Genomic DNA, 23,600 nt, shown 5'->3' on the forward strand with positions numbered 1-23,600 from the left:
GGGTTTCCGAGACTTTCAATCATGCAATATGTATTAGCTTTCCATTGTCGAACTCATACGCCGTGGTTGCTGTGTCCCGATAAAAATGGAGGCAAGCACCAGCATCATCCCCACTCCATGCATCCACGTAAATGCTTCGTTCAAGAATAAGACAGCCACGAGAGCAGCACTGATCGGCATCATTCCTGTGAACAAGCCAGCTTTGGAAGCCTCCACCTTCTCCACTCCCTTGTACCAGAGAAAGAAGGATAAGACGCTGGCGGTAAACGCATAGTACACGAGAAGCCACCATACATTTGCAGGTACGGCACTCCAATCAAACCGCAAGCTTTCCCAAATCGCAAACGGAAGAAACAAGACAAAGCTGATGACGTTAATCGCAGCTGTCATTTGGAAAGGTGTAATTTTTCCAGACAGTCTTTTGGCGAAAATCGTGAAGAGCGCTTCGCTGACGACTGCAAAAAATACGAGCAGATTCCCAATCATGCTGATCCAGTTTTGCTCTATACCGCTTCCTGTGAACGTAATGAAGCCAATGCCACCGACTGAGAGACCGATCACCACTAAACTGTTGGGGTGTAATTTTTCCTTGAGAATCCAGAACGAAAACAAAGCGATGCAGGCAGGTACCGTACTCGTAATGATTCCGGCTGAAGTAGCTGTCGTCCACTGAACACCGTACAGCATGCAAATACTAAACAGAAACACGCCGAAAAACGACTGCCAGAATAACACCTTGCCTTCCTCACGGCTCCATGACGTTTTCCATTCCCCACGCACAGCAAGCAGCTGCAACAGGATGACAATCGCGAGCAAAAAGCGAAGCTCCGAGAACAAAAACACAGGAACATGGGAAACAATTTCTTTACCGATGGAGATGTTGCTTCCTACCAAAGCCATAGCCACGGCTAACTGAATGTAAGCTAACAGCATGACGACTCGCTTCTCCCTTCATCCTCCTACTCTTCTCTACATCTGGCCAAACTGCTTTCGATTAACCTGCGTTTTGCCATTCCTTTTGAGAGGACGGGATCTTTTTTGTCTTTTTCTCTGCTGCCCCCACCAGCCATGTACCAAACGGCAGTTTTCCCAGCCCATATGATATGGCAAAAGAAAGAATGGCGCACAAGACGAATGCTACCACACTTCCCCACACGCCCGTGTGAAAAAGCTGAAGCTCTCGCAAACCCTTCATCAAGTATGTCAAGATCAGCGCATGAATCAAATAAGCGCCATACGAATATTTCCCAAGGAGCCCCAGCCAATGTGTCCATTTTGATTGCTTTTTGCTCATCCATAGGCAGAGACCGTACACAGCCAGCAAACAAGCCATCGTATAGAGGAACATGGACGGTTTCAATGACGTCGCGACATTTAAATCAATCTTACCTTCCCCTGAATAACGGAAAAGTTCATAACCAATGACTGCGTACAGGACACCAACCGAAACGATGATCCATTGCCAGTATTTTTTCAGGATGGCACGAAATGCAGGCAGCGTGAAGGCGACCAAGCCACCAAACAAAAAGTAATAGAAATAATAGAACGCATTTCGATCGCGGTACTTGATGAAATATGTATCCAACCAATTCATATCGAACCGAAAAGGGTGCGCCGGGATGTACCGCGCTGAAAACCACATGAGGCCCCCATAAATCAATCCGGTGAAACCAAGAGCGACAACGAGACGGAAGCGACTTGTCACGAATCTGCGGAAAAGTTCAAATACTCTTTGCCAAAAAGGATACAAAAGGTAGAACTGAAAAATCATCACGACGAACCACAGATGATACGAGGAAGTCCCTGTCAGGAAATTTTTGCTTACATTCCAGACGAACGCTGCTCCCTCACCCAAGGGCTTCTCCATCAAGTACAGATAAACCACCGACCATATTCCATACGGAACCAAAATCTCCGTGATCCGTTTACGCGTGAAGGAAATATAGTTCACTTTTTCGGAGTAGTTGTAAAACAAAACAAGACCCGTGATGAAAATGAATGCTGGTACCGCGAATTTTAGCAAATGAAACAACATTCCGTAGACAATCGACACCTGCTCTGTCAGTCCCGGCTCACGGATATACACACCAATGACATGCTGATAAACCACAGCCAAGAATGCAAAGGCCCGGATCAGATCCAACTCACCAATTCGTTCTTTTCGAGCCATAAACAAATACCAGATCCTTCCTGTTTTTCGAAAAAAAGTGCTACCTCCCATCTTACCGACCAAAAGTCAGTCTGGCAAGCTCAAATCATAAAAGACTGATACCCTTTTGTACTGGTATCAGTCACGAATATCCTCCTGGATCCGAAGATAGATCCGCTAGACTTCGAATCGGCCAAATAAGACTTTGTACCCCACGTGAATACAGTACTAGATGCGGAGATTCCACTAGTGGAATCGACAAATTCTCGGTCATCGAATTTTCATGAATATGAAAGGCTGTCTCCTGTAACTGCCATGGCTCGTGCACCACATCCGCATACATCATTTGCTGCGTTCTGTTACACCGGCAAAAAAGCGTGTATCGCTCCGTCAGCCAATGCGTCAGCGTTCCCTCTTTGGCGAAAAATTTATCAGCGAGGGGCTCGTAGCTGCCTACGAACGAGGGGGATTGAGGAAGACCGACTATACGGCGAGAGGTAAAATCAATCCGATCCCCTTGCCGATGAAAAGCCATCTGGGCCCGAAAATAAGGCAGCCGGTACCAATACTTTGCAATCTTGATCACTAGAGGATTTGACGCATCCAGCGAAAGAAAGTACACGCCTGTCTTCCCTTTCGCCTTCACATACGTCCGGACATTGATTTCAGGGAAGGTCGTCGTAAATGGTACGGATGGCATCCGACGCAAACGCACGCCGCTCAGCAAAAACGGGATAATACTGATCCATGCCTTGCCATCGTAAGTATCGAGCTCAAGTCCTGCTGGAATCAGCGCTTTGATAGACGTTGGGGAAATCGCCCAATGTAAAAAAAGAAGATGCTCCCACGTCTGTGTCATGGTCCATCCGTTATACTGTGCAGCCGAATTGATTTGGATGATCCTCTGTTCGATACGAATCCCTCCATTCGTACGTCAATCAAGCTGTTTAACTGGAAGAGGATGAATGATAGGCAAGGGGTACTTTCGTCACTTTGCTCGTCATCTCATCGAGTGAGACGAGATCCGCAGATGTTACTTCACGAATAGACGTTTTCCCCAGAGCGAGGATTGCAATTTCCATCTCATCCACAAACGAAAGAAAAAAGTTGGCCAAGTATTTCGTGGCTGAATCTGGATCGAATTTGTTTTTCAAGCTCCCCGGATAATTGGTCAGCTCAGTCGGCGGTTCCCACGGGATTGCTTTTGTCACCTGATCATGAGTCATCGCCCACAGAACAGCCGTCCCCATAAAAATGCCGTCTGCTCCTAAAGCCATAGCTTTCAAACACTCACCCGGGGTCGTATAACCGCCTCCCGACAATAAGGTGATCCGGTCTTTCACACCTTTTTTCTTCAAATATCGCACGGCCCGGGTCAACGCATAGATCGTCGGCAAACCGAAATCATCCTCCAGGATTGGAGGTCCTCCTTTTGTTCCCGCCTGTCCGCCATCAATACTGATAAAATCTACGCCGGCTTGGATCGCAATCTCCAGGTCTTTTTCAAGAACGGCACTCGCACAGATTTTGACACCAATCGGAACACCATCTGTTATCGTACGCAACTTGTCTACGAGCTTCTTGAGATCCTCCGGATTCGATACTTCCGGTTGCCGCGAAGGAATGACAATCATTTCTTCATTCTGAACTCCCATGATTTCAGCAGCTCTTCCCTGGATATATTCAGCGGGGATAAAGCTCGCGGCAGCTGCAGTTGCCCCCTGCCCAAAATGGATTTCGATGGCATCCGCCTGTCGCAAAATTTCCGGCTCCTTTCCCCACTTTCCCGAGTTGTATTGGATCACCAGATGTTTGGCGAATTTCCTTTCTTCCGGCAATAACGGGCCTTCACCCGTATTCGTCAAAGTCCCCACTGCGGCCGTTCCTTTTGCAATCGCGATTTTCACATCGGCACTCACACCGATACCGTACCCCATGCCCCCTACCATGAGCGGAATGTCCAAAGTTAACGGCTTTTTTGCCATGGGTCCAATCGTGATTTGCATATCCACTTCTGTATCCTCGCTCGAAGGCAGCACAGCCAGCTGAGCGGGAGAAAATATCAAGCTATCGAAGTTCAAGAACTTGCGTGGACTCCCGAAAGGACGTTCGATGGCTTGGCCAGTAGCTGCTCGCAAGCTGTTCTCCAAGACGTATCGTGGACTGACTTTGGTCATTGCGGAGACCATCTCAAAAATATTTTCCGGATAGCGGTCTGACATGAGGCGCTTCATAAACCTGGCGAGCACCCACTGGGTAAGAGGTCGAAAAAGACAGATCAAGAGCAGTCCCAACACGATGAGTGCAGCCATCGATCCTACAAAGGAGCCGATCAAAAACGGAATCCAGTTGCCAGTCATCCTCTTTCTCCTTCCTACTGTCAGAGCGCTGCTGTATGTTACGAGGCTTGTGAGATAGGAAAATTTTGCCCCAATCATGTCACTTTTATCCTGTTTTCCCTCCTGTTACTGAAGGTACAAAAAAACGCCCAGATTACCTGGACGTTTTCGAACAAAGCCATTTCCACAAATAAAAATAACAGGATGTCAGCATAAGCACGACAGCAATAGTCATGATAGTGTCAAATTGCATGAGATCCTCCTTTTCGTTTCAAGGGTACAAATTTGCCGTATGTCAAACAGCGCCAAAGCCATTCTGCCGGACCAAACTGATAGTTGGCGAGCCACCAGCGACTCACGAAGATTTGCGCAATGAAGATCACCAAGCTAAATACCAATCCGATAGCCACCCCAGGCGTCCCGTACAAATGTCCAACACGCACAACCACTACTGCAATGATGGTTTGGCTCAAATAGTTGCTTAATGCCATTCTGCCTACCGGTTCCAAATGCTCCAGCACGCGCTTGCTGCTCTCTTTCCGATAAAGAAGCAGGAGTGACGTAATGTAAAAAGCGCTCAGGGAAAGGCCGCTCCAGGTAACGAATGTCTGAACGGCAATCGAGATCGAGGCTGGAAATGAAACGATACCGAATTGAATAAGCGGAATCATCGGTACTAGCACAGCACTTAAGCCTAGTGCAATCCACCATACACGGCGAATGACCGGAATAAATTCTTCCGTTCTCTCAAATACTCCCCGCTTGGCTGCCAGAAATCCGAATAAAAAGAGAGGCAGAACGGATAGGATGACAAAAAACTCAAGGGAGAGAACTACCGGAATTTCGTAAGCAACCCGGAATAGCAACCACTCGATGAGCGACCCATTGGTATAAGCATCGATTGCTTTTTGAACAAGCGGTGATTCATCTGGTACAGGAACGAAGCTCTCAGGAACGGTTAGCATAAGAGCGTACAGGGCCTGCACACCGATCAAAAGCGTCCACGCCCATCTTTTGATCGTCTTTTCTTGCCTGTGGTAAAACAGCAACAGAAGAAAACCAGCTAGGGCGTACGTATGAAGAATGTCTCCATACCAGAGGAAAACAAGATGTGCCATCCCCACAATCAGCAGCACCAATAATCTGCGAGTAAACAGACTTTGATAAGGCAGCTGTTTGCTCTCGGCACGATGCATAAACAGAAAAAAGCCTACCCCAAACAAAAACGAGAAGATGGTGTAAAACTTCGTCTGTACAAACATGTTAAACAAAAGCCGTATCCAACCATCCATTTCCGAATGGGTATTGACCATCCCTGCATCTGGTAAAAACAAGAGCGGATACATAAATGACGGCATGTTCACCAGCAAGATCCCAAAGAGGGCAAAGCCTCTAATCCCATCTAGCTGTCGAATGCGCTCACCTTCCGCAACAGGTGCTACTTTCACGTACTGAACCTCCTCAACGACCCTTTCGGCTTTAACACTTTTAATACGAATGAACCTCGATAAAAGTAACAAAATGCTTCCTCCACGACAAGAGAGCTTCGCGAAAACGAAGCCCTCTCGTGCGTACTGCCTTATTTTGATGGGGAAGTCGTTGGTCCTGTTCTTGTACGGTTTGTCCTTTTACGAAAATCGAGCAGAACACCGACAAAACCAGCGAATAACGCTGGCATGATCCACCCGGCCCCTTCCTTGTAAAACGGAAGAACACCCAAGATATCGTTCCAGCTCTTATTAAAAAACGTAAGGTTCATCAAGTCCACGACACCAAAAACCGTTACAACTGCGACAGTCGTCATATACACAGACGAATGCTCAGGTATCCAGCGCTCAAGCAGTGCCAACAAAATGAGCACGATAGCAATTGGGTAAATAGCGCCCAGGATTGGAACAGATACACTTAAAATCTCCGATAGTCCCAAGTTTGCGACCCCCATGCTCAGGACACAGAGAATCACTGCCCATTTTCTGTACGACAAACGGCTGAATCGTCCATGAAAGTATTGGCTGCAAGAAGTTACGAGTCCAATCGATACACAGAGGCAAGCGACGGTAAAGATGACACCAAGAATCAGCGTACCGCTTGTCCCAAAAAGCTGCCTCATAATAGCAGTCAGAAGCAACCCGCCATTCTCCGGCCTTCCTAAAGAGGCACCGGATGAACCCAGCAATCCCAAAATGACATAAATAAATGTCAGTAGTATACCTGCTCCGAGACCTGCTTTGATCATATTCGCCGACAGTTGCTTTTTGTCTTCGATTCCCTTACTCCGCAGCGTGTTGGCGATCACAATACCAAATACGAGTGCTGCCAAAGCATCCATCGTTAAATACCCGTCCAGAAAACCTTGCACAACCGGACTAGTAGCATAATTTCCTGCTGGTATCCCCGTTGGACCCAGTGGTGTGAATAAGCTTTTGATGTAGATCAATGCAATCATGGTCAACAGTGCAGGAGTCAGTATTTTCCCAAAGCGATCAATCAATTTGGAAGGAGTAAGACTAAACCAAAAGACAATGCCAAAAAATACGATCGTATAGAGGAAAAGACTCCAGGTAGAATCAGCGGCTTGTGCCGGCAAAAATGGCGCCATCCCCATCTCGTACGCGAGACTGCCTGCACGCGGGATCGCAAGTGCGGGTCCAATCGACACATAAATCAAAATAGGAAAAATAAGAGCAAAGCTAGGATGAACACGACTTGCCAATTGGTAAAAGCTCCCTGCTTTTGCGATGGCGATCACCCCAAGGATGGGAAGACCGACAGCAGATAACACAAAGCCTACAATCGACAGCCAAACATGGGTTCCAGCCTCTTGACCAAGATAGGGTGGAAAAATAAGGTTGCCCGCACCAAAAAACATCGAAAACAGCATAAAACTGACCAGCAGCATTTCTTTCTTAGACAAAGTTATCATCGACGTGTATATTACCTCCCACCTTATTGAGAGGCATTCTATCAACTTTTGCGTTCCTTCGCTAGTAGCAGCGTCATAGTTGTAATTGCAAGATCATTATCATTATTCCCACGATAATTAGAAATAGCAAAACAAAGGAAACCACCTGTCCATATCTTACCATTTGAACATCGACAAGTGGTTTTCCTCTTATCGTTTTCTCATGGAGACAATTCGTTTGTAAAAGGACTGATCCTCCAGTTTTTGAAAGAGAGAAAGGGATGGTCGGAAGTTGGCTTCAATAATCCACGCTTTGCCATCCACATCAATCCCTAAGTCCAAACCGATCTCACGAAGTGTCGGATAGGCTCTTCCCAATCGACGAGCGGCCGCTGCAGCTACCATGCGGATTTCACTCAAGAGATGCGGGCCAGCTTCTATATCCGACAGCTTGATTGCCGTACGAACAGGCAACACTTTTCCGCGACTGCGAGCTACATTTGTTACAACAAAGCCCGGACCTGCAAGCTTTGCACACCACCCTGTTATGACCCAAGACTCTTTCCGGTTTCTTCGCTGGATCATGACACGTACATCAAAAGGCTTGCCGTTGATTCTACCGAGTGGGATACGTGGCTGGAGTAGGTATGTTTTTGGTCGAAACAACGATTCCACGTATCTGATCGTGGCTTCCTTCCCAGTCACGAGACGCCGATGACTCCCACTATGCACCGAATACTTCTCTTCTCCTCGCGCCGTTACTTGAATAATTCCTGCCCCACCCCCGCCTCCCGAAGGCTTCAGCATCACGTGTGTAAATGCTTCTGCATACTGCCATAGCTCTTCAGGAGAATACACGCGGGTTTTGGGCAAATGCTCCTGCAAAAATTCGTCTTTGACCAAGTGCTGATGCTTACCCCATTTTCCTACGTTTGGCGGTTTTATGGCAGTGTCTCTCCATTCTTTATCAGATAATGCTCCTCTATTTTCGTGATACCATTCCGTTCGTCCACAAACACGACCTTCGGAACGAGCTGTTCGATCTCGGATTCATCGTACATGCCCATACTCAAAATAATGACCAGATCTCCTGACGAGAATAGATGGGCAGGTGGACCGTTCAGACAGATGACATTAGTCTATGTGCTACGTATTGTCCATGAAACCACCGGCGAAAGGAAATCTGGTTAGGGGATATGATACGCTGCCTGCAAGTCGACTCCATAGGTGCGGCATAATTGACTGAGTTCTTCAGTCAGATTCGGATGGAATGGAATACCATTTTCCATGCGTTGTTGCTTTTTTCGGCTCTCGATCTCCCCTGGTATGAAAATTTCGGATACGCCTTCTTTCGTCGGCACGCTTTTCACCTCACGGATGTACGCATCCATATTGGCGCAAAAATCGGCTAATGGCATAAATCGCTCAATATCCACCGTCAAGAATAGATGTCCGACGTTTTGAGGATCGTTCCCGTTGTCATACAAGCTCTTTACATGTGGTCCCGTTGCTGCACCCGTTAGCAGCCCACACATAATATCGATGAACATCGCCAATCCGTACCCCTTTGCTCCCCCGATCGGCAAAAGTGAACCTAGCAAAGCTTGTTTGGGATCAGTCGTTTCTCCTCCATTACGATCGATGGCCCAATCAGCAGGAATGGATTCCCCCTTTTTATCGGCCAAGGCGATTTTTCCCCTGGCAGCGACACTCGTGGCCATATCTAACAAAAAGGAGGGCTCTTCCCCTGCAGGTATTCCCACAGCAATTGGATTCGTTCCGAAAAAAGGGCGAATCCCTCCAGTTGGTGCCATCGCTTCAGGAGCATTGGAGAGGACAAGAAGAATCATTCCTTCTGCTATCGCCCGTTCGGCATAGTATGAACAGGATCCAAAGTGGTTGGAATGACGTACACCAACTACCCCGATTCCCATTTGCCTCGACAGCTTGATCGCTTCTTCCAATACCGCAACCCCAACTACCGCACCCAGCTGGTTTTTGCCATCTACCAGAGCTGTTGCTCCCTCCTGTTTCCATACCACTGGTTCCTCGTTCAATTCGATCAAGCCTGCTTCAATTCGTTGGATATAAATCGGCAACCTCTCCAAACCATGAGACTCAATGCCTCGCAAATCAGCATGGACGAGAGATTCGGCGACAAGCCTTGCATACTCGCATCTGGCACCTGCCTGTACAAGCACTTCTGATACGACTTGCTCCAGACGCTTCCATAACAACATAAAAAGGAGCTCCCAGAATTGGGGCTCCTTTTTTGCGATATTCCTATTCGTAACTAGCCAGTATCGTAATGATCTGATCCTGCATCTTGGTAAACAGCTCTTCATCCTCGACATACCCATTAAACAGTATCGAAACGATGAGCTTCTCTCCGCCTTTGGTCGTGATATAGCCCGACAGCGTGTTCACACCTGTCATCGAGCCTGTTTTCGCATGAAGATTATTCGCGGCGGGTGTTTCTTTCAAGCGGTTTTTCAGTGTACCATCAATGGCCGCTATGGGTAAAGATGCTTCATAAGTGGCAAATGTCGATTCCTTGGTCATCCCCTCAAGTACGGATGCGATCTGACGGGCAGAAATAAGGTTGTAGCGCGTCAATCCTGATCCATCCATCATGTCAAAGGTGGTATTCCCGCCGAGCGAAGATACAGCTTCCAGAACGACCTCTGCACCAGTGGCAGCGCTGCCTTTCCCTTTCTTTGCGGCTCCGAGCGTCTTGAGGAGCATTTCAGCGTAGTAATTGTCACTGCGCTTGTTGAGGTACGCAACGATGTCCTTCAGCGGCAGTGACTCAAATTGTGTCCATTTCACTGCTGCTTGAGGAACTTCCTCGAGCATCACCTCACTTTTTGGAGCAAACGCAATTCCTTGCTGTTCCAATGTTTCCTTCAAGACGGTCCCCACGTACTTGGCTGGGTCTTCCACTGGTACGCGCTCGTAATCCCCTTCGTGATCAAGCGGGAGGTTCCCTGACAGCCTGATTGTATTTGTTCCACGGTCTCGCAGGATCGCAAACGTATTTTCTTCCCCTTTTTGTACGGTCTTGGCTTCATTGATCACTTGCACATACGCTGTCTTGGGAAGCAGGTTGATTTCCACCGGTTCACCAGCATCGTTAGCGGGCTTGAATTCGATCATGACCGTCCCACGATTTATAGCAAGAGCCCCAATCGTCGGGTTGTAATAGTAGCTCTCATCATCCCATGCCCAGCCGAGGCCAAGCCGTTGTTGGTCAAAGTAACTTTCATCCATCACGAGATTCCCGTTGATACTCGTGATTCCTTGTTGCTTGAGCCATCCTGCTATTTTTTCAATCGACACACCTTCCTGCACCTGAAGCGCATTCTCCGTATGCAGGGTAGGGTCACCGTATCCTTTCATATACAGATTGCCTTGTTGTACGCCCGTAGAGTTGATCGGTGCATCTCCATACAATTCCGTTTTGAATACGTAATCCGAACCAAGCTGGTTCAACGCTGTAGCAGTCGTCAGCAGCTTCAGATTCGAAGCTGGGGTAAGCAATGTGTCTGCATCCCGCTCGTATAATACGGGATCTCCTGTTGAATCCAACGATTTGATCAGGATTCCAGCCGTTACACCTGCTGCTTCTGGTGTATCGAGGATGGGATCGATCAAAGCAGAGAGTGGGTACGTCTTTTTCTCTGGTGGGCTGAATCCTTCTGGTGCTGCGATATCAGGGTAGGTGGTTAACAAAATTCCGATTCGATCCTGTAGCTCCCTCGCATACTTCGACTTATAGATGCCGTTGATCAAAATCGAAAAGGCCAGCTTATGACCATTTTTTGCCGTTACATAACCCGAAATAGTGTTAACTCCGCTTAACGAACCTGTCTTTGCTACCAAATTCTTTTCCGCACTTGTTCCTTTCATCCGGTTTTTCAATGTACCGTCCACTCCTGCGATTGGGAGTGATTTTTCCAGTTCCGTTCGATATTCTTGCTCCTGCAAAAAGATGAGGGTTTCGATCATCTGTTCTGGAGTGATCATATTAAATCTCGATAACCCCGAGCCATCGACCTGCCGGAAGCCTGACTCAATGCCAGCGCGCTTCATCATGTCTGCTACCGCTTCACTCCCCGCCTCAAAGCTGCCCTCGCTTTTCTGGGTGACGCCCAGCGTCTTTACAAGCATCTCCGCATAGAAGTTGTCACTATCTTTGTTGAGCTCCACCGTGATCTCACTCAACGGTTTGGACAAATGGGTATAGAGTGGCACTCCGCTTTTCAGCACTGTTTTTTTCACGTCTGTCTTTGGATGTAAGGCAATCCCTTGTTTTATCAACTGATCCTTCCATAGATCGCCCACATAAAAAGCCGGGTCTTCCATCGTGACATCTTCATCATAAGGAGCTGCTTGAATCCCGATTGTACCGGATACGATAATTTCATTTTTTCCACGCGGTCGCTCGACAAGCACGTTGCTCTCCTTGCCCTCTGTTGTTTTCAACTGGTTTGTGACTGTTATGTAAGTGGTAGCCGGATTCATGGTCAGGACGGGGGCATCGTTCACCGTTTTTCCGGGGGTTGCCGTTAGGGTCGTAAAGTTTTTATTTACGGCTAATCCGCTTACCTGAGCGCTGTACCCATATGGTTCGTCATCCCACATCCAGCTCGTGCCCAATCTGGTCTCATCGAAATAGCTGTCATCGAGAAGCAGGTTTCCATTGATTCGTTTGATCCCCATATCTTTGATGGCTTTTGCGATTTGTTGCAAATCGTCTGGCGTCAGGCTAGGGTCTCCATAACCTTTTAAAATCAGATCTCCTTGCAAAATGCCACCGTTATTTACCTTTCCTGAGATAAACACCTCGGTCTTCCACTGATAATCCGGCCCCAGTTTATCCAGGCCCGCGACTGTTGTAAACAGCTTCATGTTGGAAGCAGGGATAAAATTCCGCTCGGCATTGTGCTTATATAAGTACTTTTTGTCGGTTAGATCGTAGACTGCGATTCCAGCGTACATCCCCTTGCTATTCTCATCATTTTTCAAATCGGCAAGGAATTTTTCGATGCTGAGGGCTAGAGGACTGGAAGAAACGGACTCTTCCTTGGCTAGCGCAGGCGAAGCTGCTACTTGCAAAAAGAGTGCCAACACGAAAAACCACATACCGACACGTCGAAAAGCAAATAAATAGTTCATGATAACCTCCTTGTCATAGTCTGGGCGATTTCAACCAACAAATCACAGTACGCCATCATGATAGCACGTATTCTATTTATTCGGAATATTACCATTATACTAAAAGTCTACAGGCATGAATGATTCCGATTCCGTTCATACTACCTTCAAGACTTGTTTCGTTTGGAGGAAATGGTTTCATGTTCTATCGATTGCTGCTCTGTCTGTCACTTCTCTGCGCCTTTTCATTCCCCGTTCATGCCCAAACCGACATGGGGCGTGTACAAGTAGATCCCTCACCCTATCCTTCTCTTGCGGAGCTCGTAAAAAAATCTGACTTGATCGTCATCGCCTGGGTAGACAGTGCCCATCGGGCGTATCCAACGGGACGCACCATTCCCCAAGGCAAGATCATGAACTACACACAAAGCCTCCAGGTAAAAACAGCCATAAAAGGCTCGTCATCCAGACTATTAACGGTGATTAGCACTGGCGTAGAGCCGCTTCCCGATGCCTCCAGTCCACTCAACCTACAATATCCTGGGCCGCTGTCGGAAGGGAATTACTTATTGTTTTTACGAAAAGTGCGCGGATCACAGCTGTACAGTACAGCAGGTCTCTGGCAAGGCGTTTACCCCATCTATCAAGGAAAGACGATTGCCCTGACCAACGCTGGCTTTACTGAGCTGAACCAGCTGTCACAAGAAGAAGCTGTCCGAAAAATAACAGCCATATCCCGCTAAAGCCACAACAAAAAACCGCTCTAGTAAATGAGCGGTTTTTTGACGCTTCCATTATGTGCTGTTAGTTGCGCATCACGTAGATGAAAATCACCATAGACACAGCACAAGCGAGTACGCTGAGAATAAAACCCCAGATCACCCATTTGCTATTCGTCTTGTTTATGTGTTTGTCGTCCATGGAAACTTCTCCTTACTCTCACATTCACCTTCTATTATAAGGTGGTTTGACAGGAAAGGGAAACGGTTAATGTAGCGAAAACTGTTAGAGACCTGCTCTCGTAAGATGGCGAATCCCCAGCGTACAGCCACTCGTCACAAATAGTACACACATGACTGCAAACGTCCCCAGCTCTCCTAGCGATAAACTCTCTTGACTGAGCACGCCCATGCCAATCGTTAAAATCGACAGAGGAAAAAACATCCCGAGCCCAGACACATACAAGCCCAACCCTACAAAAACAGAGCACACACTAATGCCGACAGGTACAGCAAAGCTCTGTATCCGCGTGGAAAGCCATAGTTGGAAGGCGATGATGGTGAACGAAGCCAGCCAGCCTCGCATAATCCATCCGAACACTTCCGGAGGAAACGAAAAATGCGCGTGTAGTCCAGCGATGAAACCCGCGCAAATATACAGCACGAGGAAGAAAAGCTGCACAGCAAACAGGAGAACGCCAACCACCAGCAGCTTCGCGAAAAAAATCGTTGGAGTAGCTACCGGCGCTGTCAGTATCACGTTCCAGTTACGGTTTACATGCTCCAGTCTGCACACGAACGAACAGCAGATCGCGATGAGAATGGGCAAGAAAAATTCTCCGTAGAACAAGCTCACCTGCGTCCACAGGCTATACCAGCCATTTTGCAGGATCGCTTGGTTCATCCAGTAATTGCCGAAGCCGATCAGCGTACTGAAAACAGGAAGCACAAGCAAAACGAGCCAAATACGAGAACGCCGCAGTTTTACCCATTCTGCTCCCAAACATCTGAGTAGCATAAAAAGTCCTCCCTATACGTCTTGCCGGGATACGTGAATGCTCCCAGCAAGGTAGAATGCGATGCCCATGACTACGACGATGATCGGCAAATGAACGCCGATTTCACGTGTAGTAAACAGCATGGTTTCGTTCACGTACTGATACGTAACGGGCGAAAAGTCTACATAGTACGACCAGATGAAAGGGCGTCCGACTTGTGGCGGAAACAAGCTCGCTGTCATGCCAATGAAGCCCCCGATCATCCCGAGGCATAGGCTAAATGCCTGATTTTTGATGGCGAGAGAGATCCATTGTTGCAGAGCAATCACCACGAGATTCGTAAGCGTAGTCCCTGCTACAAAGCGGAGTAATATACCAATCGGGACTGGCTCTGCTAAACCAAAGCCAATGCCAAATGCCACGATCGCCAATGCCTCTAGAATGACGGCACCCCCCATCAAAACAGCCGCAGAGACGAATTTTGCCGCATAAACCGCTTTTCGACTGACAGAAGTAGCCATCAGCAGCTTCCATGTACGTCCTTTGTGTTCCATATCACAAATCCGTGAAACAATGACAGCTGAACCGATCGGCAAAAACAATCCGTTCATCGCTGTAATCGTGACCAGTATAGCGCTCCACGTCGCGGCATCTGGATTTTTTGTCATGGAGATACTGACAGCCATAAACCCCCATGCCATTTCGATACTCAAAAGAATGGCGAGCATGAGAAACAAACGCTTATGTCGAATTTTATAAAACTCCATCCAAAGCGTTCTCATTACAAGCTCCCCTCCTTGCCTGTAAGGGAGAGGAAAATGCTCTCCAAGCTTCTTTTGTGCTCTTCAATGCGATAAACATCAATGCCCGCCATAATCAGCGCCCGGTTTGTCTGCGCTACCTCTCTATCCCCCATGCCTTCCATGACCAGGAAGCCATCTTGGAGACTTGGAGAAAGCTCCATACCTTGAAGAACTCTTCTCGCTTTTTCATTGTCCTGCGTTTTCATCCACACATGAGGCTGACTATTCCGTTGCAACTGCTCCATACTCCCTTGAAACAGCAGTTTCCCCCCGTGAATAATGCCGATAGACGTAGCCACTTGCTCGATTTCCGAGAGCAAATGGCTGGAGAGCAAGACGGTCATTCCATACTGGTGTGGCAACGATTGAATCAATTCCCGAATTTCACCGATTCCCGCAGGATCCAGACCATTTGTCGGTTCATCGAGGATGACGAGCTTTGGAAAATGCAGCAAAGCCATGGCAATTCCCAATCGCTGCTTCATCCCGAGAGAATACTGATCTACCTTTTTGTTCTTTTGTTTTTCCAAACGGACGATTTGCAAGGCTTTCTCTACATGTTGGTCCGGGACATCTCGCAGCCGCTGCATGACGCGCATATTTTCCAGGCCGGTAAGATGACCGTAATAGGAAGGAGCCTCGATCAAGGAACCCGTCTGACTCAAAATCTCAATTCTGTTCCTGCTAAAATCCTTCCCGAATACGGACACACTCCCTTCAGTCGGCTTGACTAATCCTAGCAGCATTTTAAGTGTCGTAGATTTTCCTGCACCATTTGGACCGAGGAAGCCATAGACCTCCCCTTCTCCTACCGCAAGATTCACCCGTTGAACGGAATAGACCCCTCCATAGCGTTTTGAAAGGTTTTCCGTTTGAATCACAGTATTCATCTTTTCTCGCTCCTATCTGTTGGTCTCTCCTACGAAATCATAGAGTTCCAACCCGTCGATAAGCTGACAGGAACCTTACGACAACCTTAAATTGACTCCGAATGGGGTAGAACACACAAATCGAGCGAGTATAATGAATACGGGTGATTCAATATGGAAGAGTGGAAACAGAAAAAAGTGCTCATCGTGGAAGATGAGCTTGAAATCAGAAATATGATCGATGGATTTTTGCGTAAGGAAGGATTCTCTCGTATTTTTCATGCGGGTAGTTGTAAAGAGGCGTTAGTGATTTGCGCTTCGGACAAGCCTGATGTCGCGATCCTGGATGTCATGCTGCCTGATGGAGATGGATTTGGACTTTTGACTTCGATCCGTCGCTTCTCGCAAATCCCGGTCATTTTTCTTTCAGCTAGAGGGGAAGATGAAGATCGGTTGCTCGGACTTGGCCTGGGGGCTGACGACTATATTGTGAAGCCATTTTTACCGCGCGAGCTCGTTCTTCGTCTCTTGGTCATTTTACGACGCGTTTACGCTCCTCCCCAAATCGATCGTCTGCCCGTTTTCCAGCTTGGTGACAGTACGATCGATCTGGAGGCGGCAATCGTGACGAGAGATCACCACGAATACACTTTGACAGCCAAGGAACACGCACTCTTGCGAAAACTCTATGAAAATCGGGGACGAATCGTCACGAGCGATGCCCTTTGCCAATCTGTATGGGGTGATGATTACTACGGGTATGAAAACACGCTGATGGTTCATATGCGGCGCATTCGCGAAAAGATCGAGCCTTGTCCGTCCACTCCTGAATATTTACTGACAGTAAGAGGACTCGGATACAAATTACTCGTAAAGGAAGAGTTGTAGATGGATGGAGCCGCACGAATTTTACGTCGTTATACAGGTGCTTCTATCCTGATCTCCGTCTTTTTGCTCATCGTCAATTACGTCATTCTTGGTACATTTGTTTTCAAAGGCATGAACGAAGGATCTCCTCCCGTTCATATCACTCAAACTGTCGCAGAAGGTCTTCATCAGAACGGTTCCCACTATACGTTGGGGCTAAATGCACAGGAATGGTTGCAAAAGAGCCAGGCTTGGGCCATGCTTGTTGCGAGCGATGGAAAGGTCATCTGGGACTACGCCATACCGGACCAATTGCCCCGCGCCTATTCTCTGGCAGAAGTGGCGCAGTTCTCGCGAAATTACTTACAGGACTATCCTGTTTTTGTTTGGGAGCATGAGATGGGGCTGGTCGTCGTGGGCTACCCGAAGGACAGTCTCGCCAAGTATCAGTTTCATTTCCCGATCAGTTGGATAAGCGATTTGCCGTATCGATTACTGGCTTTGCTTTTCGGAAATATTCTACTCGCCGCTCTTCTCTCGCTATTCATCGGCTCTCGACTCATTCGAGCAATCCGCCCACTGATTAGCGGGATTCACGCTCTTTCAGAAGATCAGCATACACATGTCGTGGCAAAAGGAATGTTCAGCGGGATTGCCAGAAGCATCAATCATGCATCGTCGCTACTACAAGAAAAGAACGCTTTGCTAAAAGCAAGAGACGAAGCACGCTCGAACTGGATCGCTGGAATCTCCCACGATATACGCACGCCATTATCGATGGTGCTCGGGTATGCCAGTGAATTGGAAGAGAGCGACGTGGTTCCTTACGAACAGCAGCAAAAAGCAAGCATTATTCGAAAGCAAGGGGAAAAGCTCCGGTCTCTGGTCAGCGACTTGAATCTCGTTTCCATGCTGGAATACGAAATGCAGCCCATTCATACCAAACCGATTCGGCTATCGACACTTGCGCGGCAAATTGTCACTGACTTTTTGAACAACGATTTGGCAGAGACCTTTACCATCGAGCTGGATGTCACGACTGAGCAATGCTTTGTGATGGGCGATGAAAAACTTCTTGTCCGCGCCATCACGAATCTGGTCCAAAACAGTATCGTGCATAACCCATCAGGCTGTCACATCCACGTGCAAACGACCCTGTCACCTAACCAGCGCCATGCTCTCCTGATAATCACTGACAATGGAAAAGGCATCGAGCAAAGCATGCTGCCTGACTTGGTGGAATTGCCTTATTCATCAAAAAGAAAATCTCCCTCCCACAATGGTCATGGTCTCGGTTTGCCCATGGTTGCGCGTATTGCTGCCGCTCATCATGGACGCCTTCTGTTAACAAGCGATACAGGAAAAGGGATGACAGCAGAACTTTGTTTCCCCCTCTCCTCCTAATCGGAAAAGCACCTCCTCTGTCTCGCTAATGGAGAGTAAACTCTCAAAAGCGTGCAAAGGAGGTGCTTTTTGACTACTTCTGCGTCAATTACTTCACGAGAGCGCGCATGATCTCTTCTGCTTTGACGTCAGCCGTAATCAACTTCTCTTTTTTCATCCAATCAATCAGTGTTTGCCAAGATTCGGTCGTCTGGTATCCAAAAGGCTTTTCTCCCGCATCCATCAACGGAATCAGGATATCCAAGCTCTTGGTCTCAATGTCTTCTTCCAGCGGGAATTCGCTCGCTTGTTTGCTCAATAACAGATCAAGTGCTTTTTCTTTGTTGTTCTTCACATAGTCTTGGCCCTTGCCAATCGCACGCAGGAAGCCTTCCATCGCTTGCTGCTTTTTGCCCAACGTATCGTCGCTGGTCGCCAATACGAGCTCATAGTAGTCCGGTACACCAAACTCAGAAGGCTTGAAAACATTCACAGAAACACCGTGCTTCTCCAAAATCGGCAGTTCGTGATTGATATAGCCACCTACTACGGCATCTACCTTTTTAGCAGTCAACGCTGGCACAATATCGAAACCGATATCGGTGAATGTTAAACCAGAGTCGTCTGCCCCCACGTGCTTGATGACTTGGCGGACAATCGACTCATTAATCGGAATCGAAGGATAGCCGATATTTTTGCCAGCCAGCTTTTGCGGAGTATCGAGTCCGCTATCTTGTCGTGTCATGATCACGTTCAGCGGATGACGGACGAGAGCGCCTACAGATATAACCGGAACACCTTCGGAGCGAGCCTGGATAAGCTGATGCTGATAGCTGATTGCCAAATCTACTTTACCTGCAGCCGCCATCTTCAATGGATCATTGCTGTCTGAAGGCATTTGCATAGTCACCTTGAGGTTCTCATCTTTGAAATAGCCTTGCTCCTCTGCGACATACAAGAAGGAGTGTACGGCATTCGGATACCAATCGAGTGCAATCGTCAGCTCGGTTAGCTCCGCTCCTTTATTTGCAGGGGCTTGCGTCTGACCAGCATCCGGGCTCGCCTGATTGCCGCAAGCAGCAAGACCTGTTGCCAATGTGAGTGCCATGAATGCGTTCGTCCATTTGCTGAGTGGTTTCATTGTTGTTCTCCTTTGATTTTCATATGCGGGGAAAAATGACGTTCGACTCGTCCCGCCAGCCAAAACAGCAGCATGCCGATAATCGAGAGCAACAGGACCGAGGCAAACAACGCAGGTGCCTGAAAATTGCCTGATGCTCGTCTGCCAAAGTACCCGAGACCCTCGCTCGCTCCCAGCCATTCCCCAATCGTCGCCCCAGCCACACTGTAGGTAGCTGCCACTTTGAGGCCGCTGAAGAAATGGGGCAAACTCGACGGCAGTTGCAGCTTGGTGAAAATTTGTCCGTCCGTAGCACCCATTGTTTTTAAGAGCTGAAGCATTTCCTTGTCCGTCGAGCGAAGTCCATCATACGTGTTGACGACGATCGGAAAGAAAGTAAATAGAATCGTTACGGCGATTTTTCCTGATAAATCATACCCGAACCACAAAATAAATACGGGTGATAACGCTATAATTGGGATCGTTTGGGAGATGACGATATACGGATAGACCAAGCGCTCCACAATCCGACTGCGAATCATCGCAAATGCAAGGCAGATTCCAAACACAATCGAGATCGATAGTCCTAGTAATACTTCCTTTAACGTCGCCCAAAGATGTACACCTACTAAAGAGGCACGTAAATCCCACAAAGACACGACCACAGCGCTAGGTGGTGGTAAAATGAATGGCGGCACTCCGAGGAAGCGACATCCAGCTTCCCACACCAGGAGAAAAAGGGCGATGGAGATGCCAAACCAGATGCCTCTCCCCATCATGCTTCTCTCCTCAACGGCTTCATCGTTTCTTGGCGCTGCTGTCGAAGAAGTTCCCAGATTTGTTCACGTAATGCCAAAAATCCGCTTTGGTTGCGGCTGCTCGCCGTTCGCGGTCTGCTCACCGGAACGGTTAGTTCAATCGGCTTGGTGATCGGACTACCTGTCAACACAACGATACGATCTGCAAGCAAAATGGCTTCGTCGATGTCATGTGTAATCATCAGCATCGTACTGCCTGTTTCCTGCCACTTTTCCATCAGCCACTCTTGCATGTCCATTCTCGTAATCCCATCCAATGCACTGAACGGCTCATCCAACAGCATCATCTCCGCCCCGGAAAACAATGCGCGCAAAAAGGAAACACGCTGACGCATTCCACCGGATAGCTGGGCTGGATAGCTATCAGCCCAATCCTGAAGCCCGTACCTTGGCAATTGCTGTCTGACTCGCTCATGCGCTTCTTTTTTCGTCATACCTTTGATTTCTAGTGGCAAAGCTGCGTTCTCGACAATCGTGCGCCATGGCATGAGCAGATCGCGTTGGGGCATATAGCCGACCTGCCCCAAACGATTTGCTACTGGTACACTGCCGAGTCTGATTTCGCCTTGTTCCGGCGTAAGAAGACCTGCGATGAGTTGAAACAAGGTGCTTTTCCCAATCCCGCTTGGACCGATTAAACTGACAAATTCTCCTTTTTCCACACGCAGATCAAAATGATCGAGAATCTGCTTGTCACCATACGAAAAGCTGACGTCGGCGAAAGCTAGTTGTTCTCCCAAGGCCACATTTCCTCTCTGTAGGACATGTCCCAGAACATGTACTCCATTTTGGAGGTATTGACAAAATACTCTTCCATTCTAGCCAGCTCTTGCTCGCTCTTTCCTTCCGCCAATTGATTCATGATATCAATTAGCCAGATCGCAAGTTGCCCAAATTCATCGGAGCTGTACATGCGTACCCATTCCCCGTACAGTTCGTGATCCAAGGCCCCTTCTACTTGAGCCAAGCGCTTTCCGATTTCCCAATAGCTCCATGTGCATGGGAGAAGTGCACTCACCAATTCTGCCAGCGATCCTTGATGAGCGACACGCAGCATGTAGCTGGTGTACCCCAGCATGACAAACGAAGGCTCTGTCGCTTCCAGCTCCGCGCGGGAGATGCCAAAGCGCTCGGCATACTGACGATGCAGCTCCATCTCCGTATTCAGCGTCGATTCTTGCAAAGCAGCGAACCTGGAGCTTGTTTCCAGATCGTACGCCTTCACACTCGCAATCGCGAACATTTTCGCGTAATCAATCAAATAGATGTAGTCTTGTTTCATGTAATATTTGAATGCACCAACGGGCAGGCTGCCATCTCCAAGTCCAGTGACAAAAGGATGTTGATGAACACGCTCCCAGATCGGGGCTACACTTTTTCTCAAACGATCAGTAAAGGTTTTCATGCGATACTCACTCCTTCGCTTCCTTTGGGGTATTACACCAAGTGGCAATGAAGCGGGCCATGATCTGGGCAAAATGAACAAGCTGGTCAGGATCAATCGACTCATCAACGGCATGTGCATGCGTAAGCTCACCGGGTCCAAATAGCACCGCCGGAATGCCTGCATGCGCAAACCAGCCTGCATCCGTTACCGTAGGCGACATATTCACGATAGGCGCTTGCTGTAATTGACTCCCATATGCGGATTGCAGCGCTGCCAGACCCGAATGCTCCGTATCCAACTCCAGTGAAGGAAAGATTTCACCACGCTCTTCAATCATCGAACGTCCACCCCAGCGGAATGTTGGGGGATTGTCTCTCAGCCAAAGATCAGCTGCTGCTGTACGTCCGACGTGATCCTCGATCTCTCGAATGATCTCTTCGTAGGATTCATTCGGATAAAAATGAACGGTAATCCATAGAGCACAACGGTCTGCGATGAACGCAGCGTGACGACCTCCCTCGATGACTGCGGGATTGATCGTATTGCTGCCTGCCGAGAAGCCGGGATAAGATTTCATGACAGCCCAGTCCCGCTCCAGCTCCTGTAGGGCGGTGATCACCTTCGTCATTTTTTCAATGGCTGAGGCTCCCCGGACACGTCCGCCTGCATGAATCGTCTGCGCGCGCATTCCGTCATGCAGCGTCGTCGGACTCTCAATCGTGATCCAGCCTGTAATGACCCCACCCTGTCCTTGCATTTGGAGATTGCTCGTATCCACGACAACGGCGTAGTCAGCCTGATACCCACGCTCGATAGCGACCAATGTCCCCGCTTCACCTGCTTCTTCTCCGATGACGGATTGAAAGAGCAGATCACCTTGGAGCTCCATTCCTTGTTCACGCAGCATTTGGATCGCAAACAAGCTCGCTGCGAGTCCGCCTTTCATATCGGCAACACCACGGCCGTAAAGGCGCCCATCCTTGCCATGTGTCAGAGCAAAAGGTGGATAAGTCCACCCCGTGTCATCTCCGACTTCAGCCACATCGATATGCCCGTTGATGATCAAGCTGTTTGCCTGAGTAGAGGCACTCCCTGATAACCGACCGACGATATTGTCATCTCCTGGATATACCGTCCAACGATCCACCTCGAATCCCATCGCTTGCAGTCTGTTGGCGATGACTCCTTGTGCGACATCGCTGTTTCGCGCGGGAGGACTCACAGTCGGATGAGAGACGAGCTCTGCCACTAATGCGAACAACTCTTCTTTACGGCTGGCAATCGATTCTACCGCTTCCGTCAGCCGATCCATGCTACTCAATCATCCCTTCGGTCGGGCTGCTCGCGGACGCGTAACGCTTTTTCGCGATACGGCCTGCCAAGAACCCTTTGCGACCTGCTTCCACAGCGAGCTTCATCGCTTCTGCCATCAGGACAGGATTGTCAGCGAGTGCTACTGCCGTATTCAACAAGACACCGTCCGCCCCCAGCTCCATCGCTTTTGCGCAGTCTGCTGGCGAGCCAATTCCTGCATCCACGATAATCGGAACTTTCGCATCCTCGATGATAAAGCGGAGGTTGTTTTCGTTGACAATCCCTTGTCCGGAACCGATTGGTGACGCACCGGGCATAACCGCATGTACGCCAACCTCTTGCAGACGTCTAGCTAGAATCGGATCGTCATTGGTGTAGGTCAGTACGATAAAGCCTTCTTCCACCAAGATTTTCGATGCCTCAAGAGTGCCAATTGGATCAGGGAGAAGTGTTTTCGGGTCACCAATGACTTCGACCTTGATCATGTCACACAGTCCAGATGCTTTAGCCAAACGGGCAATGCGCACTGCTTCTTCTGCTGTATAGGCACCTGCTGTATTTGGTAGCAGGGTGAATTTTTTCAAATCGAGTTGTTCCAAAAAGTTCGGTTCTTGCGGATTTTCCAAATTCAAGCGACGAATCGCAAATGTCAAAATTTCTGCTTCCGACACCTCTACCGCTTTCCCTTGTGTATCCAAATCAGCGAATTTACCAGTCCCTAGCAGCAAGCGGGAGCGAAACTCGTAAGGTCCAATTTTCAATGTATCCATCATGA

General features: G+C 48.4%; 20 protein-coding genes and 2 pseudogenes. 3 read left to right on the forward strand and 19 right to left on the reverse strand.

From position 1 onward, the window contains the following. Nucleotides 1-33: 33 nt before the first annotated feature. From ACFYU8_RS04370 to dacB, 10 genes and pseudogenes are all read right to left on the reverse strand, one after another. Nucleotides 34-933 carry a DMT family transporter gene (locus tag ACFYU8_RS04370; protein ID WP_390295473.1) on the reverse strand — a complete coding sequence of 300 codons (900 nt, stop codon included), beginning with the start codon at nucleotides 931-933 and terminating at the stop codon, nucleotides 34-36. A 61-nt stretch (nucleotides 934-994) separates the two neighbouring features. Next, the gene (locus ACFYU8_RS04375; protein ID WP_390297277.1) at nucleotides 995-2,170 is read right to left on the reverse strand and encodes an acyltransferase; all 1,176 of its coding nucleotides are present in this window, start codon (nucleotides 2,168-2,170) and stop codon (nucleotides 995-997) included. 121 nt (nucleotides 2,171-2,291) lie between these two features. Continuing rightward, entirely contained in the window at nucleotides 2,292-3,008 is a 717-nt protein-coding gene (locus ACFYU8_RS04380; protein ID WP_390295471.1) for a YqjF family protein, read from the reverse strand. An 88-nt stretch (nucleotides 3,009-3,096) separates the two neighbouring features. Beyond that, nucleotides 3,097-4,509, reverse strand: a complete 1,413-nt coding sequence (locus ACFYU8_RS04385; RefSeq protein WP_390295469.1) for an FMN-binding glutamate synthase family protein — start codon at nucleotides 4,507-4,509, stop codon at nucleotides 3,097-3,099. A 221-nt stretch (nucleotides 4,510-4,730) separates the two neighbouring features. Continuing rightward, nucleotides 4,731-5,936, reverse strand: a complete 1,206-nt coding sequence (locus ACFYU8_RS04390; protein ID WP_390295467.1) for a DUF418 domain-containing protein — start codon at nucleotides 5,934-5,936, stop codon at nucleotides 4,731-4,733. Between the two features lie 131 nt (nucleotides 5,937-6,067). Further along, nucleotides 6,068-7,411: a branched-chain amino acid transport system II carrier protein gene (gene brnQ / locus ACFYU8_RS04395; RefSeq protein WP_390295464.1), complete on the reverse strand. Its 1,344-nt coding sequence runs from the start codon at nucleotides 7,409-7,411 to the stop codon at nucleotides 6,068-6,070. Nucleotides 7,412-7,600: 189 nt separating this feature from the next. Further along, a complete protein-coding gene (locus ACFYU8_RS04400) occupies nucleotides 7,601-8,293 on the reverse strand; it encodes a YheC/YheD family protein (protein ID WP_390295462.1) in 693 nt (230 codons plus the stop codon). Between the two features lie 38 nt (nucleotides 8,294-8,331). Further along, nucleotides 8,332-8,529 (reverse strand): annotated as a pseudogene (locus ACFYU8_RS04405) (aspartate 1-decarboxylase); the annotation flags it as partial. A gap of 48 nt (nucleotides 8,530-8,577) precedes the next feature. Next, on the reverse strand, nucleotides 8,578-9,630 hold the full coding sequence (locus ACFYU8_RS04410) for an Ldh family oxidoreductase (RefSeq protein ID WP_390295460.1): 1,053 nt from the start codon (nucleotides 9,628-9,630) through the stop codon (nucleotides 8,578-8,580). Nucleotides 9,631-9,673: 43 nt separating this feature from the next. Next, a complete protein-coding gene (gene dacB / locus ACFYU8_RS04415; protein WP_390295458.1) occupies nucleotides 9,674-12,568 on the reverse strand; it encodes a D-alanyl-D-alanine carboxypeptidase/D-alanyl-D-alanine endopeptidase in 2,895 nt (964 codons plus the stop codon). 179 nt (nucleotides 12,569-12,747) lie between these two features. On the opposite strand from dacB, the gene ACFYU8_RS04420 reads away from it, so the two are divergent. Then, nucleotides 12,748-13,290: a hypothetical protein gene (locus ACFYU8_RS04420; protein ID WP_390295456.1), complete on the forward strand. Its 543-nt coding sequence runs from the start codon at nucleotides 12,748-12,750 to the stop codon at nucleotides 13,288-13,290. Between the two features lie 262 nt (nucleotides 13,291-13,552). Here ACFYU8_RS04420 and ACFYU8_RS04425 read toward each other — a convergent pair whose 3' ends face one another. The 3 genes from ACFYU8_RS04425 to ACFYU8_RS04435 are packed head-to-tail and all read right to left on the reverse strand — an operon-like array spanning nucleotide 13,553 to nucleotide 15,957. After that, nucleotides 13,553-14,284 carry an ABC transporter permease gene (locus ACFYU8_RS04425; RefSeq protein ID WP_390295454.1) on the reverse strand — a complete coding sequence of 244 codons (732 nt, stop codon included), beginning with the start codon at nucleotides 14,282-14,284 and terminating at the stop codon, nucleotides 13,553-13,555. A 12-nt stretch (nucleotides 14,285-14,296) separates the two neighbouring features. Then, nucleotides 14,297-15,046 (reverse strand): ABC transporter permease, encoded by a 750-nt coding sequence (locus tag ACFYU8_RS04430; protein ID WP_390295452.1) that lies wholly within the window; start codon nucleotides 15,044-15,046, stop codon nucleotides 14,297-14,299. Next, nucleotides 15,046-15,957, reverse strand: a complete 912-nt coding sequence (locus tag ACFYU8_RS04435; RefSeq protein WP_390295450.1) for an ABC transporter ATP-binding protein — start codon at nucleotides 15,955-15,957, stop codon at nucleotides 15,046-15,048. Before ACFYU8_RS04435 ends, ACFYU8_RS04430 begins: the two co-directional genes overlap by 1 nt. Before the next feature lie 153 nt (nucleotides 15,958-16,110). Here ACFYU8_RS04435 and ACFYU8_RS04440 point away from each other — a divergent pair, with 153 nt between their 5' ends. After that, the gene (locus ACFYU8_RS04440) at nucleotides 16,111-16,824 is read left to right on the forward strand and encodes a response regulator transcription factor (RefSeq protein WP_390295448.1); all 714 of its coding nucleotides are present in this window, start codon (nucleotides 16,111-16,113) and stop codon (nucleotides 16,822-16,824) included. After that, the gene (locus ACFYU8_RS04445) at nucleotides 16,825-18,207 is read left to right on the forward strand and encodes a sensor histidine kinase (RefSeq protein ID WP_390295445.1); all 1,383 of its coding nucleotides are present in this window, start codon (nucleotides 16,825-16,827) and stop codon (nucleotides 18,205-18,207) included. An 88-nt stretch (nucleotides 18,208-18,295) separates the two neighbouring features. On the opposite strand, the gene ACFYU8_RS04450 is transcribed toward ACFYU8_RS04445, so the two are convergent. The 6 genes and pseudogenes from ACFYU8_RS04450 to ACFYU8_RS04475 all read right to left on the reverse strand — a co-directional run bounded on the left by ACFYU8_RS04450 (nucleotide 18,296) and on the right by ACFYU8_RS04475 (nucleotide 23,598). Next, on the reverse strand, nucleotides 18,296-19,327 hold the full coding sequence (locus tag ACFYU8_RS04450; protein ID WP_390295443.1) for an ABC transporter substrate-binding protein: 1,032 nt from the start codon (nucleotides 19,325-19,327) through the stop codon (nucleotides 18,296-18,298). Further along, nucleotides 19,324-20,082, reverse strand: a complete 759-nt coding sequence (locus ACFYU8_RS04455; RefSeq protein WP_390297274.1) for an ABC transporter permease — start codon at nucleotides 20,080-20,082, stop codon at nucleotides 19,324-19,326. Before ACFYU8_RS04455 ends, ACFYU8_RS04450 begins: the two co-directional genes overlap by 4 nt. After that, a pseudogene (locus ACFYU8_RS04460) lies at nucleotides 20,082-20,762 on the reverse strand (ABC transporter ATP-binding protein); the annotation flags it as partial. The gene ACFYU8_RS04455 and the pseudogene ACFYU8_RS04460, both read right to left, overlap by 1 nt. 86 nt (nucleotides 20,763-20,848) lie before the next feature. Further along, a complete protein-coding gene (tenA, locus tag ACFYU8_RS04465; RefSeq protein WP_390295439.1) occupies nucleotides 20,849-21,529 on the reverse strand; it encodes a thiaminase II in 681 nt (226 codons plus the stop codon). 7 nt (nucleotides 21,530-21,536) lie between these two features. Continuing rightward, nucleotides 21,537-22,823, reverse strand: coding sequence for an acetylornithine deacetylase (locus tag ACFYU8_RS04470; RefSeq protein WP_390295437.1), 1,287 nt, complete (start codon nucleotides 22,821-22,823; stop codon nucleotides 21,537-21,539). A gap of 1 nt (nucleotide 22,824) precedes the next feature. Further along, entirely contained in the window at nucleotides 22,825-23,598 is a 774-nt protein-coding gene (locus tag ACFYU8_RS04475) for a thiazole synthase (protein WP_390295435.1), read from the reverse strand. Nucleotides 23,599-23,600 lie beyond the last annotated feature (2 nt).

Origin of the sequence: Brevibacillus sp. NPDC003359, assembly GCF_042878995.1 — a bacterium.
In the GTDB taxonomy this organism is placed as follows: domain Bacteria; phylum Bacillota; class Bacilli; order Brevibacillales; family Brevibacillaceae; genus Brevibacillus.